The organism is Chryseobacterium sp. L12 (genome assembly GCF_056133985.1).
In genome coordinates this window covers 45,334-59,125 of record NZ_JBVYOF010000046.1, presented here as the reverse complement: position 1 = coordinate 59,125, position 13,792 = coordinate 45,334, and the positions used below count along the sequence as shown (strand labels likewise).

At 32.7% G+C, this 13,792-nt stretch carries 14 protein-coding genes; all 14 read right to left on the bottom strand.

Annotated features, from left to right (window positions below; translation table 11 throughout):
- Positions 1 to 5 precede the first annotated feature (5 nt).
- Positions 6 to 434, bottom strand: a complete 429-nt coding sequence (locus AC0NBN_RS17855; RefSeq protein ID WP_130913102.1) for a GPW/gp25 family protein — start codon at positions 432 to 434, stop codon at positions 6 to 8.
- 17 nt (positions 435 to 451) lie between these two features.
- Positions 452 to 1,153 (bottom strand): hypothetical protein, encoded by a 702-nt coding sequence (locus AC0NBN_RS17850; RefSeq protein ID WP_130913101.1) that lies wholly within the window; start codon positions 1,151 to 1,153, stop codon positions 452 to 454.
- The gene (locus tag AC0NBN_RS17845) at positions 1,150 to 1,809 is read right to left on the bottom strand and encodes a hypothetical protein (protein ID WP_160813026.1); all 660 of its coding nucleotides are present in this window, start codon (positions 1,807 to 1,809) and stop codon (positions 1,150 to 1,152) included. The genes AC0NBN_RS17850 and AC0NBN_RS17845 overlap by 4 nt, the downstream gene beginning before the upstream one ends.
- The gene (tssO, locus tag AC0NBN_RS17840) at positions 1,782 to 2,294 is read right to left on the bottom strand and encodes a type VI secretion system TssO (protein ID WP_130913099.1); all 513 of its coding nucleotides are present in this window, start codon (positions 2,292 to 2,294) and stop codon (positions 1,782 to 1,784) included. The genes AC0NBN_RS17845 and tssO overlap by 28 nt, the downstream gene beginning before the upstream one ends.
- A 32-nt stretch (positions 2,295 to 2,326) precedes the next feature.
- Positions 2,327 to 3,487, bottom strand: coding sequence for a type VI secretion system baseplate subunit TssK (gene tssK, locus AC0NBN_RS17835; RefSeq protein WP_160813027.1), 1,161 nt, complete (start codon positions 3,485 to 3,487; stop codon positions 2,327 to 2,329).
- A gap of 455 nt (positions 3,488 to 3,942) precedes the next feature.
- On the bottom strand, positions 3,943 to 4,311 hold the full coding sequence (locus AC0NBN_RS17830; protein ID WP_130913097.1) for a hypothetical protein: 369 nt from the start codon (positions 4,309 to 4,311) through the stop codon (positions 3,943 to 3,945).
- A 123-nt stretch (positions 4,312 to 4,434) separates the two neighbouring features.
- Complete coding sequence (locus AC0NBN_RS17825) at positions 4,435 to 5,367, bottom strand: hypothetical protein (protein WP_160813028.1); 933 nt, start codon at positions 5,365 to 5,367, stop codon at positions 4,435 to 4,437.
- A 102-nt stretch (positions 5,368 to 5,469) separates the two neighbouring features.
- Complete coding sequence (locus AC0NBN_RS17820; protein ID WP_160813029.1) at positions 5,470 to 6,639, bottom strand: tetratricopeptide repeat protein; 1,170 nt, start codon at positions 6,637 to 6,639, stop codon at positions 5,470 to 5,472.
- A 1-nt stretch (position 6,640) separates the two neighbouring features.
- The gene (locus tag AC0NBN_RS17815; RefSeq protein WP_474468990.1) at positions 6,641 to 9,559 is read right to left on the bottom strand and encodes a hypothetical protein; all 2,919 of its coding nucleotides are present in this window, start codon (positions 9,557 to 9,559) and stop codon (positions 6,641 to 6,643) included.
- A gap of 15 nt (positions 9,560 to 9,574) precedes the next feature.
- Positions 9,575 to 10,057, bottom strand: a complete 483-nt coding sequence (locus tag AC0NBN_RS17810) for a DUF4280 domain-containing protein (protein WP_160813030.1) — start codon at positions 10,055 to 10,057, stop codon at positions 9,575 to 9,577.
- A 22-nt stretch (positions 10,058 to 10,079) separates the two neighbouring features.
- Positions 10,080 to 11,126, bottom strand: a complete 1,047-nt coding sequence (locus tag AC0NBN_RS17805) for a hypothetical protein (RefSeq protein WP_160813031.1) — start codon at positions 11,124 to 11,126, stop codon at positions 10,080 to 10,082.
- Between the two features lie 54 nt (positions 11,127 to 11,180).
- A complete protein-coding gene (locus tag AC0NBN_RS17800) occupies positions 11,181 to 12,149 on the bottom strand; it encodes a TssN family type VI secretion system protein (RefSeq protein WP_160813032.1) in 969 nt (322 codons plus the stop codon).
- Complete coding sequence (locus AC0NBN_RS17795; protein ID WP_160813033.1) at positions 12,146 to 13,072, bottom strand: type VI secretion system baseplate subunit TssG; 927 nt, start codon at positions 13,070 to 13,072, stop codon at positions 12,146 to 12,148. Before AC0NBN_RS17795 ends, AC0NBN_RS17800 begins: the two co-directional genes overlap by 4 nt.
- A gap of 12 nt (positions 13,073 to 13,084) precedes the next feature.
- The gene (locus tag AC0NBN_RS17790) at positions 13,085 to 13,732 is read right to left on the bottom strand and encodes an NlpC/P60 family protein (RefSeq protein ID WP_160813034.1); all 648 of its coding nucleotides are present in this window, start codon (positions 13,730 to 13,732) and stop codon (positions 13,085 to 13,087) included.
- Positions 13,733 to 13,792 lie beyond the last annotated feature (60 nt).

Sequence of the window (13,792 nt, the reverse complement as noted above, 5' to 3'; positions counted from 1 at the left end):
TGTGGTTAATACGAAAGCGGCCCTACAAAGAAGGAATTACTGAAAGTAAAAGGGCGGTTGGTTTCCAATATCAATCCTTTAATAGCAAGGGTTACTTTCTTTTTCATCTTTCTTTTACCAAATGTTCCCAGGTTATAATCGGTTATGGATACTTCTACATTCTCCAATATCAATCGTTTTTCGTGTCTTGTAACGGAAGTCTTCAGTGTTTCCGAAATCAGTTCTTTCAGCATATTGTCGCTCTTCATCAAATCAAAATCCATTTCCCATATTTCGGTACCATAGGTTTCATCAAATTTACATTCTCCTAAAGCTGTGGTTGCCAGCAGGAAGATGTGCTGACGAATAGAGGTCTCCAAAGTAACCTTTTCAGCATCTTTTTTTTCGATTAATGACTCAAAATCCAGTGGTAAATTATAATAAACTCCTCTCATTAGTATTCTAATATTTTTTAGATATACATTACTTTTTTGGTCTTTCCTTTATCGTCGTATTCAAAATTCTTAGGCACTTTTTTTCTTTTTATGAGATGAAGTTCCACTTTGGGAGTAAGCTTCAAAAATTTTTCACGAAAGAGAATGTCTCCAATAAAGCTCTTTCCGCCATCTTTATCCACAATCATAAAATATTGGCTGATATGGTCTTGCTTAGCAAACTCATTAATATTTCCTGCGTACAGCATTACTTTTTGCCCGTCTCTTTCCAGCTCATAGGTCAAAAGATCGTGGGTTAATTTCCGGTGTCTTGAAATATCAAATTTTTCAATGTCTTCTATCTGAGGTTCAAAGGCAATAGTATCATACAGAAAAGAGGTTTTATCAAAACGCTTGAACCCAAAAAATGACAAAAAACTTTTTTTAGTCTTGCTTTTAACGAAACCAAGGGTGTCTCTTGTTACCTGATACGCTTCTGTTTCCTCAGTCTTGTCATCGGTTAAGGTGAGTTTGTAAGTAGGAACTTCAATTTCTTTTTCGCCTATTTTAAGAAAAACACTACCAGCTTCCTGATCTGAGATAATAAGTTTGATGGTGTGTTTTTTCAGTCCCGAATCGGTACGTACTATAACACCTTCTTCTCCGTTCCCTCCGTAAAATGGAGAGCCGGAATTATTGGTCATTCCTAAGTTGAGATTAAGCTCTGGTAGTGGACTCATTGTTCTTTTGGTTGATAGTTGTCTGTTGATGGTTGATAGTCATTATTCTTGCTTCTTTTATCTTTGTTCTTCAGCTTTACTTCATCAGATTTTTTAACCTTATAAGCAGACAGACAGTCAATATAATGGTGGATGTCCTGATTTTGAACCTCACTTACATACATCTCATAATTCTTTTTGTAGGTATATATTTTGATTAGGGAGATCTCATTATCCTTTAATTTCTGAAGTTCTTTCTTTTTCATCTGCTTTGCGAAGAAAGCTTCGCAGTTAAGCGGATACTCATTTTTTAAAGTGATCACCTCTCCTGATTTAAAATAGACATCTACATTTTTGTCTTTTTTGATACATACATTATCTGCCAATATCTTCAAGTACAAATAGATCTTGTTTTTTCTTTTTCCAAACTGAATGGTCGTGTAAGTAAATTCATCATTATTAACCCTCAACTGGAGTGAAGGAGTGCTGGCAAAAAAGCGCTTGTTCAGTCTTTGCTTAGTCTGTGTAATATCACAATCGAAATGCGCAAATTCTGTGGAATCGACTTTTTTGTTCTGAGCATTGATCCAACCCGAACAGATTAAGAAAAAACAAAAAAGAACATTGTTTTTAAAATTCATCATCATTCCTATTGTGCCTGATACAATTGTCTGCAAACCTCAAGATCGGTTTTCATCTTATCATACTCTTCTTTCAACGTTTTATTAATGGTACTCAAGCTGTCCATTAATGCCTGATTTCCCGAAAGCTGCTTTATCTGTTTTTTGGCATCAATCAAATCTTTATAGGTCATAATGGTATTGTTGTACATATTTTTGTTCTTCAGAGTATCTTTCGGGAGTTGCTTATACATATCTGCCAAAATAGAAAGTCCCAGTTTTTCATTAAAAAAATCATTCTGCCCGGGAACTCCGATAGAATCTACCGCTAGTTTTACTTTCTCTAGCTGGAAAGAAAATTTTTCCTGAGTCTCCATTTCTTTTTTCATTTTAGCATTTTCCGTTTTCAGAAGACTGTTTTCCTTAAAGGGAAAATAGGCGTTAAAGAAAACGGCAGTAATGAGCACGGCAACGGTAATAAGAAAAAACAACACAAAAAACCAATAAGCACTTCTTCGTTGTGTTTTATTTAAAACTTCCATATCAATAGGTTAGGGTTTTGAATTTATAGTATTTAATCTGCCAAAAATGTACGGCTTCTTTTTGCGTGGATAACGGCGTCTCTTTCATCGGTGTTTTCAGAAACGAAAATACTTCCATCTCTTTTCTTGCCAATATAATCCAGTCTGCTCAACACAGCGTACAGTTCTTCCAGTGTTTTCATAAACTTTATTACTTTAGCAATAACCACATCCATCTGATTGTGAACGTAATCGGTATTAATGGCTTCCGTGAAAATAATTTCAAAATCTCCCTGACTCACATTACACCATTCAGCGAAATAATTTAGCAATTCTTCTTTTCCGGCACCAGAACGTGCATCAATAAAATTTTTCAGCACCCTTGCCAAAGCAACAACAGACACCAGCATTTCGGCAGGCGAAGAATGAGGAGACAGCCAACGGAGTTTATTGATTTCCATCCCCAAATAGTTTAAGGTTTTGTCTGCCATCAATTCCATCATCATTGCCAGTGCATTGTTCTGCTTTTTGGCATATATTTTTTGAGCAATCTGTACTGCGTACTGCTCAATCTGCCCATAAAAACGATCAATCTCGGTATGTAATTCCTGAAGCTTTTGATGACTGGAAACCGTCACACAAGGAGGAATGTAATTTTCATCAATCTTAGACTCGCCAGATTTCACTAATATTTTACCGATAGTCAGATAATAGGTACCGAATCCTACAGTATTTTTCAGCTCATCTTCCGGGATAAGATTCAATGTATATTCGGGAAGTGTATACGGATACCTTGGCGGGTTTTCTTCAGGATCTGGTTCACCATAGGGAGTTCTTTTGAAAGGATTGACCGAAATACACGCCAGCAAAACAGCTTCTTCATTGTCTTTCAGTTCTCTTACCGCTTCCGGATAGGGAATGGAAAGACTGAGATTTTCTGATGTTCCTTCTCCGATTTCTATTCTAGAACCGTTAGGAGTAATGGCGTGGCATTCTTCTACTTTTATTCGCAAAAGTTTATGATTATCAATAATTAAATTGATTTTAACCGGATCTTTTACAGGTAAAAGTCCATAACCAATCATTGAAGTATGGACACCCACTGCATCCCGTACAGAATCGCTTACAAAATTTTGTACTTCTGTGAAATGGGTCTTATTAATTTTCATCCCGTCTATCCAGTTTACGGGAAAGTGGTTTAATTTTTCTATCATGGAATTTTTATTTTTTCATTAAAGATTATTTTTTTCTTATCAAATAGCAACTGGATATACCACACTTTTGAATTAATCAGGCATTGATATTTCTTCTATTACTCCTTTATTCTTTTTTTTGTAAATTAAATATTCTGTTTCTCCTCCGCCAAAAAATTGACGAATTTTTATTGTATCAGATAAAACTAAATACTGAATTTTATGAACTTTTTGTGTTGAATATATTATGTCTTTTTGCGGGATTTCTTGAAGTAAATCATCAGGTTTATTTTTCTAAAATTTTCTTGTATAAAAAACCTATATCTTCAATATCTTCATAATCACATATCTTTGAAAAAACATAATTTTCTCATCATTCACTTCATAACAATGTGAATTAGTTTCTTCTACTTTCTTTTTTTTTATATCCTTATTTGTTTTTATAAAAAAGCATAGCTCTATAATATCCAATTTTTTTAAAAACTTTTATCATATGTCAAATTTTCAGGGGTTTCAATATCATTTGTGATGTCTTGTAACATGTATGTTGGGGGAAAAAATTCTACCCATCCTACTGTTTGATCCGTAAGCTTTCTTACCGAAGGATCTTCTGAAACATCATTAATAACATATAGCTTAATTGTAATTTTTTCCTTTGTTGAGCTTTCAATTTTAACGAACAAATTTTTGTAATTTCTAACTGCATCTGCATTGCTTGATTTTACAATATCTGTTATAATTTCTTCACAAGAGTTATATACTTTTATTTTACTCTGATTAGTCTTTTGTTTTACGTTATTATCTATGCTTAATATTGTAGCATTGTTTTTTTTACAATTAAGCATCAAAAAAAAACAATATAAATATGGATAATTGTTTCATCTTATAAATAATCATTTAGTATCTCTTCTATTCACATTTTGTCAAAATAATATCTTTTGATTTATTCTCAACGTTAAAATCGGATTCTAAAAACTCTCTTTTTTTGTTTTCTTATTATAAAAACCATACCAGTAAAAGTACATATGATTATCATCAATCATTTTAACATATACAATAGGCTTATCATTTATATATTCTTCCCAATTCAATCCCATTCCGCCTCTTCCCATGTCTTCAGGTATTTTTTCTAATTTATAAGCTATCCCTTTTTCAAAATCATATCTTTTTGTTTCTACTAGATCAATATATATTTGGTTGGATGCCACTACTAGAGAAGCATTTTTTCCATTGATTTTAATATATGTAAAACCTTCTTTACAATTTGTTCGCCAAGTACTAGTGTTACTTCCAACCAGCTCTTTTTGTATTATACTAGTTTTAAATTTTAATATATTATCTATGGGAATTGCATCAGCATTCATTATGTGTATTAATTTCCAATTATTGTCGACATATAAATAAAAATAGGTTAATGCATTTGGCTTTAAATCAAATTCACCATCCGCATTATCGTTATACGAAATATATTTGCTAGGAATATATGACGCTAAAATATAATAATCTTTTAAATCTATTCTTTTTTTTATTTCATCTGATAAATAGGCTGCTTCTTGAGGGGTTTTAAATTTAGAAAAATATCCTTTTTTGTTGCCAACATCCCAGAAATTCTGTATTCCAGTTGTTTTTCCTATGTAATCTACGCTAAACACGCCAATTTTATCGTCAGAGTAGCTATAAGATGGGTAAGGTGGCGCATCATCTGGTAAATGGAAACCATTTATCTGATATTTTTTGTCAAGAAAATTAATGTTGAACGAATCATCATGTTTAGAGATTAATTTTGAGTTGCTTTTTTTAGTACTATCAATATTATTAATACGTTCATTATCGTTTTGCCCTTTACAATTTATTACTGAAAAAAATAAAGTAGAAAGTAAGATTTGATATTTAATTTTCATAATAATATAAATTAGTTATAGGATTACCTTGGGTGGATTCATCAAATTTAGTCTTCATATAATCTTCTTCGGCATTGTCATTCTTGTTCAAATTTCATAAAATTATTTGCTCCTTTCTTGTGCCCTCTGTGGAATTTTTTTCAAATCTTTTTTTTGACTTTTCATTAATGAAATATACTTTTGATACGCTTCTTTAGCTTCTTTTTTTTGGTTATTTCCCCAATATGCATCGGCTATGTTTAACCAAGCTACAACTCTGTTTGGTTCTTTTTTTATTATTTCTTTTAGTAGAAATATAGATTCTTTGTAGTTTTTGGATTGTTCGAAATAATAGGCGGTATTATTAAGTTTATCCATATTTTCTATATAAAACTGTTTAATATTATCTGTATTATTTAGATTATAGTTCATAAATCTTTCTTCGTTGGTTCGGTTATATTTTATAATTCCTAGTTTATGAAAATCGTTATCCAACAATTGAGTATAGGCAAGTGATTTTGCTGGTAAAAAATTTGAAGGAATCGAACTTCCTATGTCTTCTAAATCACTTAATTTCTTATCATCCAAAATATAATTTTTTAAATATATTTTATTAAAACTAGCTCCTTGTAAACCATATTTTAGTATTTCTTTTGATAGCAGATATACTTTACTATTAACACAATTAAAGTTATATACCTGCTTCATTTTGGTTGCAGAAGCACTATATTCATATATTAAGTAAAACTGTGTTTCATCTATTATTTCTAAATTTGTGGTTAAGGACATTGCATTAACTATTAAATCATCAAAGTATTTATTATTAACAACCAATGACGAGCCTTCGGTCTTAATAGATTTTGTACTAGTACTTTCTTTTGATTTACTTTTTTCATTCAGAGACAAATAATAATCTAACAAAGAATAAATTTTTGGTTTATCTCCTTTATGATAATCTATAACCAACCAATTATTATCATATTTTGACTTATCTAAAATAAAGCCTTCCTCTTTAAAAACTAATTTTGAAAACCTAGGATATGTTATCTTGATTTTTGATAATCCTGATATTTCAGCCATATAATAATTGGCATCGTCTGCTATTACATAAAAATTTTCATCTCCATGTTTTAATTTTAAATCCCTGATTTCTTTATCATTAGGTGTTAGAACATAAATCCCTGACGATAAAATTATGGTATCATTCTTACTAGTCCTTACTTCTTCACTTGAATTTTGTCCTTTGCATTGTATAAATAACAACAAAAAAGAAATTAATATAACATATTTCATCTTATTGTGGGATTTCAACATGATAAACACCATTTTCTATTAATACTTGAGAAACTTCTGCTCGGCTCTGTAAATTTGTTAAAAAATTATTTGAATTTGATAATCTCCTAATCGAAATATCAAAAACATTTAAAACATTATGATCCGCACAATGCCTTGACACTGTGGAAGGTCCCAATTCATTAATTTTTGCTTCCATTAAACTTATTACTGTATTCCTTGGTTTGTTTTGATTAGCAACATAAACATCTATCACTCTTTGACCAGGACCTAAATATGTTCTTCTTTGTTCTTGTAAATCGCTTCTGCAATTGTCATACATAATCCTGGCTTGATCATATGGAGTCCTAGCTGTACTTGTTATATAAATATCTAAATTATTTGTTGCTTCTCCAACTTCTTGTAATATTCTTCTTGAGTTTTGAGAAACAGCTTCTTCATGTGCAGACTGACCTACAAAATGAATATTTACATTGCTATTCACATCGCTATTCGAACGGCTTTCTCCATTACAATTACACTCTTCTATTTTTAGACATTTTTCTATTTTTTCTGCATAGTTTTTAATGTCGGAAGCTCTATCTGTACCATTAATAATTCTTCTTGCATTAAGATAATCCGTTTTGCTTTCATTGATGTAATCTGTTAATTTTTTATTCGTAAAAGAACCTTCTTCCATTCCATAAATCATTATTTTCATTGCTAATTCATGTTCTAATGCTTTTTCAGGATGATTAATTAAATCAACCCCAAATTTTTCTTTCATCCTTCTATAATTTTTTTTCCATGTTAGTTGAACAAAGCCTCTTCCATGATATTTTACTCCATCTCCTTGTGTTGTATTTTCATTATCCTTCGCCATTTGTCTTCTATTAGAATCTTTTCCAAGGACTGGGTCATACATTCTTTCAAAATAACTATTCCCTCCATATTCATTTATAGGATTAAAAGTATTAGCCGTTTCTAATTTTGCTGTTGCTAGCATATATGCAATATGTTTTAAATTGCAACATCTTTTTTCATTTGCATAATATTCCGATGTAGATTCAAACATTTTTCTCAAACTTGATTTAGTGTTTTCACTCATCGGAATTACATTATTATTTCTATCTTTATTAGGAAATTCTATATTATAGTTTGTAAAGAAAAAATCTTCATCAATCTTACAACCACATTTTCCTCCCCCAATCGTAAAATACTTCCCATCTTCTTTCAAGAACTCTTTGTTGTGTTCTTTTGTTCCTGTAACTTTGGCTTTTAGCCACCATTGTTCGGTAATGGTTTTATATACATCAAAGGTAATTTGCTCGTCTTTACCGTAAGATGTTTTGGTTGGTATCTTGTTGAAAGCGGTTACAATATCTTCCGCTTTAGCAAATTTATTACTACTTGCTAATTGCTGTTTTACCTTGCCTATAATAACTTGTGCTACGCTTTTCTTCTTGGCTTCGGTAGAGATATCGTTATTTCCTCCAAAGGTATAGGTATGGGAACCATCTTTTACGCCTTGTAGTTTTTCCTTCCATTTTTTAAGATCTTCATCAGATTTTGGGCGTAGTTTTACTTTTACTTTGGCGATGCCTTTTTCTACAGTCGCTTTTAAAGTCGTAAGCTCTGATCCGTTTTCCTTGGCTTCCAATACTGGGATTATCTCAAATTTACCTTTTAACACCTCGTCTTTTTCATAAATATTCAGGCTTACTTCTTTGCCGTCCAAATTCATGGTAGAAGCTACCACATATACCTCTTCTTCTAATGGTGCATTATTAATTCTTTTATATTCTGCCCCCAATTTATAGGTGGCAAAAGAGATGGTTTCCCCTTTGGCATAAGAAGTTTTTACTAAACTATTCTTTATGGCTTCTAGTTTAGTGTATTTTTTGTCTGCTTTTATAGAACTATCTACATTTTTCTTTATGATGGCTGATATCTTGTCTTTGTCTATATTATTATTTACACTTTTGAAGGCATACGTGTAGTTTCCAGCACTTTCATCAGTTTCTTTGGTGTATTCTTCTTTGGCAAAGTAGGCATCTAATAAATCTTCTATTTCAATGTTTTCCACCACCACAGTTTTATTTCCAGATGGTGGGATTGGGTCTACGCCTATCTCCGTTTTCCTTTTGCCTTTAATTACCACTTCTTCTATCTCTATTACTTTCTCTTCTTCTGGTGGCTTTCCTCCACTTACGGTTTGTTCTACTATATAGTCTGGATTTTCTACTTCTACATTCTTGCTTACGCTTTTGTGTTCGGCGGTTTTTACTACTACATAATACTCGTGTAGTTTATCTTTACTACCATCCATCATTGCATTGGCGATGGCAGAAAAATTGGGTTGCAGCTTAAACTCGTGCCATAAAAAGCCGTTTTCATCAAGAGTTTTTGTCTTTTCGTCTACTTTATTCGGCTCATTTTTGGCATGATGCCCTCCTCCTGTTGCATCGTCTTCGTAAAGTAATAAAGTTAACATTTCTCCTTGCATGGCTTGGGTATATACTTTTACTTTTATGGTTTGGTTGTACTTCAGTATGGTATCTTTGGTAATAGGGGTTTCATCTGCCATAAAAAGTTCTACCCTTGTTATTTTCTTTTTTACAGCAGGCATTATCTTTACTTTTAGTCCTGGTGGTGTGGTTTTTTCTGCCTCATAAATATAGGCTTCTATTAGCAACTCTTGATTTACCAATGTGGGATTAGTAATTGTAACAGGTACTTTTGCTCCTATTTTGGACGGAGTTCCCGCTTTGGAACGTAGTGTTCTCCACTTTCCGTTTTCTCTTTTAGAAAGTTCCCATTTTGCAGTCACTACTTTGGACTGGTCTTCCAATCGATGTATCCTAGTGACTTCATACCAAGCCGTTTCTCCAATCTTAATTTCGGAGGGACCTTTTATTTGTGAAATACCTTTTTTATTCATCTTACTGTGTTTTTATTAAAAATAATCAGCACCTTCTTCATCCATTTCTGAATTATTTAATGCTGATTTAAAATCCACAAACGGGCATAGCTCTGCCAACACCTCTGGTCTTGCGTTCTTTAGATTTTGCTTACTCACTTCACAGATTTGTCCGTGGTTTATAATGGTAATACAATCTTTACCCCCAATGGGACAGGTGGCTTTGCTGCCTTCCAACAATGCTTTACCACCATTGTCTTCTATCGTAATTTTTTCATAGTAGCCGCTCCATTCAGTTACTACGACTTGACAAGGGTTGTTGTTCATCTTGGCACAAGAACCAAAGGTGTTTTTTTCAAAGGTTTTGCCAATGTCTTTGTGCGTGGCGGTGAGTTTTTTACTACCGTCTTTATCATTAATGTAGCGTTTGCTTTGAGTAAGTACTTTCAATTTATCGGGGGTTGTTCCGAAATTGCATTTGCAGGTGGCTCCTTGGCATACTAAGTGTTTTTCGCTCATTGTTTTGTGTTTTTATTGATTCCTAATCTATCTGCTCATAACATTCAAAAGAGATTTTATGATGGGTTGTATTGAGTTTTAAATTGGTTTCTCCCCAAATAGCAAATATACTATTGTCTTTAGCATTCATCTTATATGTAAAATCAAAATTTCCTTCTGCTTTTTCTCCTTTGATTTCGGGGTTGTGCATAGCTTTTCCGTTTTCTATTTCGGAGGCGATTCTATCATCGATACATTTTCCTTTTGCCGTGATGATGTATTTTTGGGATTCAGAAATTTCTTCATCTATACTCAACGTAATTTCAAATAAAACTTTGGGTTGCTTAGGAAAAATAGGAAGTGTAACTTGAAAGGTGTACATTTTTTCATCTGTAAAGGTCTCATACAATGGAAAAAAATACAATACAAAAAACCAACTATCTAAAATCCCACACTGGGTTTTACCTCTGTAATCAAACTGATTATCTATGGTATTCAAAAAATTTTCTGCTACTTCTCCTGTGTAATACGAAGCCAGTTGCTGTTTTTTATAATTCCATCTTGTTTGTATTTCTGAGAAGTTGGCAATATTCTTTAGCATGGCATTTTCACACAATTCAAGTTGTAAAGGATAAAAAATATTCCCTACTTTATCGGCAATCTGTTCCATTACCATATCAGGTCTCTTATCATTAATATACAATGGTTTTCGGCTGATAATAAAATGTTCTTTGCTGGTTTTCTTTAGTTCTGTTTCGTAATGCAGTTTTAGTTTTTCTGTTCCATTTTCATACACTTTTTGTACAATTCCATATCTCTTTTCAAAAGACCTAGGAATATTTAAGGTGTTTACTTTCTCATAAAAGGGTTTCTTTTTTCTCTTTGTAACAAAATATCCTGTTTCTACTCCAGGAACGGGAACATAGATAACATCTACGTGCGATTGTATCTCGGGATCTATTAAATCCTGTAAAGGACAAAAACGATTATGAAACCACCTGAGTTCTTCGGGCAGCAAACCGAAATATTCGGCAAGTTCTTGTAAACTTACCTTTCCTGGAGTGATTTTGCAAGTTTTATATCGTTCCATCGTTTTAGCACTTTATTATTAAGATCCTATTGTTTCCGTTTCATCAATTTGTTTTTAATCATTTTTTTCTACTCGTTCATTATCCTTTTTTTGATCGTATTCAAAATCCGTCTTTTGGATTGTATTATTTTCACCTAACATCTGATCCGTTCTCATACAGAAAACCACACTGTTTTCTTCAATCCCGTTCATATAAAGCGTTAGTTTTGGGTCAATATATTTGGTTGTTTCATACCATTTAGGTTGCAGAAAGAAAACCCAGTCAAAAAGACCATTTTCGTCTTCAATCTGTATCTCTTCACCGGGATGACGGTCATTGTAATCTAAAACGAAATTGTAAAATAATCTCCCAAAGTCTATTCTGGTAGGTCCTTTGGCTCGGTAAACACTGTATTTAGTCGCTTCTTTATCTTTTTCCATCAATAATGTAAATACGACCAGATCTCTCATTTCTTCGTCACTTACACCTGCAGCTTCTTTGTAATTCTCCGGAAACTGCCAGGTAACATATACTTTCGGAGGAATGTTCATCGCACGGTTAAAAGTATCGTTAAGGAAAGTTGGAATGAAAAATACGATGAAATGTCCCAGCATCAGATAAACCAGATCAGTTCCATTCAAAAATGTATAAATGAGCATAAAAGGAACCGAGGCAAAACATACTGACAATAAGGCAAAGAGATATTCATTGCCTGGTTTTTTAGAACCGAATTTTTCAAAATAACCCCTGTAAGCATAGCAATGAACAATTCCTATAATAAGAGAGCATATTTGATAAAACACAAACTCATACAGATTATTATCCTGCAAAAGCTTGTTGTAACCTAATAGTGCAATAATAGCATATACAAAAGCAAACGAAAACAGATAAATGTAAAATTTAGATCGATACTTTTCTTTAAAATCAGATGTTTTCTGTGAAAATATCATACTTAATATGATACACAGGGCAATGACCACAAGCACGATGATCAGCAATTGTGGATCGAATAAATTGGTGAAATATTTCTTTATTTTGTTCATATATTCGTGTTATAACCCAAAACGGGTGCTTCTGCAGTATTAAATTCAAAGTTTTGCTTATGCCTTGGAAGAACAATAATGGTTTTTATTTCAACCTCCAGCGGAAAGAAATGCTCATAAAACATTTCGGTAAATTTCTTTTTGTTACCATCGTGGATAAAATCTGTAAAAGATGATTTTTCCAAAGGTCCTATCTTAATATCCAGATGGCGAGAATAATCGTCATAACGGGTTCCTGTAATACTATCCAGACCGAGACGGGTTTCACCTAATGAAATACCCTGACTCTCATCTGCATATTCCTGATAATCTCTATCATTTACAGCAACGGATTCTTCCAGCAGAACAGAAAGAATATGAACAGCAAGTGGAATATTTCCTACGATTTTATACGCAAAGGGTAATAACCGTATAAATTTAGAAACTAATAAAGGAGGAAAATGACGGTCGATATTCCAAAAATCATAAAACATTTCCGGTGCTGCACTGCCATTGAGTCCGTACAAAAATTCATTTTCAAAATTTTCCGTATTTACTCCAAACCTGAACATTTCGTTTTCAAAGGGCTGAAAAAATTTCCTTGCCGATCTTTGTTGCTTCTTCTGGTTTTTATATTCCCGAATCATCACATCTACATCCTTTTCAAGGGTGTCATTTTTAGACGAATGAGTTATTCCTTCTGGCAGCATATCGTACATACTGTCTCTGGAGAGATCCAGACTCAGCATCTGCGTACTGTCATAATTATAATCTACAATTCTGGAATCCAGAACATCAAAACGGTATGCCCGGGAAAACTGACCTTCTTTAGAGATCACGTATTCTTCCTCTGTAATATCATTATTTTCTTGCAGGTTGTTGATAATAACTTCAGCTCTTATATCGTGTTCAAGCGTTCTTATAACATCTGCTATATTGTTCATATGCTCAATCATTTACTGCTTTTCTTTTAGTCTTCCTGCTGCTACATAGCGAAGCTGAAAATATTCGTCGTTAAAATCATAAATATTTAGACCCTGTGCTGTACACGCCAGAATCCTGTCGTTATGAAGATAAATTCCCACATCAGAAATGGGACGGAATTTATCATAGCGGAAGAAAATGATGTCTCCTTCTTTTAAAAAAGTTCTTCCTGTAAAAAGCTGAATTGATTTGGAACGAAAGATTCCGTCAGGAGTTTTCGGAAAGGTTTCTTTATAAATATCACTGTATAAAGCCTGAACAAAATACGATGCCTCTACACCTACCTGCTTTTCTAACGTTTGTTTCTTATACGGAGTGCCTATCCATTCATCCAGATAAGAATACAATTTGTAATCCCTGATCTCCTTCGGCATTACTTCCAAAATAATGGAATACTTTTCTTTAATCCTTAAAATATCATCACTAAGTCCATCCGGATTATCATCTATTAATGAATAATTGAGATCAGAATTTTCTTTTTGGTTCTGAACGGTTTGAGAGAATGTGTCTGACGAATAATTGTAGGGAATTTCTCTGATGTATTTTTTGCCAGCGCAGGAAAACACAATAACACAGAATATAAAAGGAATTACTATGTAAAATAGCTTATTAAATTTCATCAAATTTGGTTTTAACAAATATATCAATTTATCCGTAAAATATTATCAATAAATAAAATT

What these genes read in the sequence shown, in the direction of transcription:
- AC0NBN_RS17855 (WP_130913102.1), bottom strand. Translation starts at nt 434, where the DNA reads ATGAGAGGAGTTTATTATAATTTACCACTGGATTTTGAGTCATTAATC.
- AC0NBN_RS17850 (WP_130913101.1), bottom strand. Translation starts at nt 1,153, where the DNA reads ATGAGTCCACTACCAGAGCTTAATCTCAACTTAGGAATGACCAATAAT.
- tssO (WP_130913099.1), bottom strand. Translation starts at nt 2,294, where the DNA reads ATGGAAGTTTTAAATAAAACACAACGAAGAAGTGCTTATTGGTTTTTT.
- tssK (WP_160813027.1), bottom strand. Translation starts at nt 3,487, where the DNA reads ATGATAGAAAAATTAAACCACTTTCCCGTAAACTGGATAGACGGGATG.
- AC0NBN_RS17830 (WP_130913097.1), bottom strand. Translation starts at nt 4,311, where the DNA reads ATGCTTAATTGTAAAAAAAACAATGCTACAATATTAAGCATAGATAAT.
- AC0NBN_RS17825 (WP_160813028.1), bottom strand. Translation starts at nt 5,367, where the DNA reads ATGAAAATTAAATATCAAATCTTACTTTCTACTTTATTTTTTTCAGTA.
- AC0NBN_RS17820 (WP_160813029.1), bottom strand. Translation starts at nt 6,639, where the DNA reads ATGAAATATGTTATATTAATTTCTTTTTTGTTGTTATTTATACAATGC.
- AC0NBN_RS17815 (WP_474468990.1), bottom strand. Translation starts at nt 9,559, where the DNA reads ATGAATAAAAAAGGTATTTCACAAATAAAAGGTCCCTCCGAAATTAAG.
- AC0NBN_RS17810 (WP_160813030.1), bottom strand. Translation starts at nt 10,057, where the DNA reads ATGAGCGAAAAACACTTAGTATGCCAAGGAGCCACCTGCAAATGCAAT.
- AC0NBN_RS17805 (WP_160813031.1), bottom strand. Translation starts at nt 11,126, where the DNA reads ATGGAACGATATAAAACTTGCAAAATCACTCCAGGAAAGGTAAGTTTA.
- AC0NBN_RS17800 (WP_160813032.1), bottom strand. Translation starts at nt 12,149, where the DNA reads ATGAACAAAATAAAGAAATATTTCACCAATTTATTCGATCCACAATTG.
- AC0NBN_RS17795 (WP_160813033.1), bottom strand. Translation starts at nt 13,072, where the DNA reads ATGAACAATATAGCAGATGTTATAAGAACGCTTGAACACGATATAAGA.
- AC0NBN_RS17790 (WP_160813034.1), bottom strand. Translation starts at nt 13,732, where the DNA reads ATGAAATTTAATAAGCTATTTTACATAGTAATTCCTTTTATATTCTGT.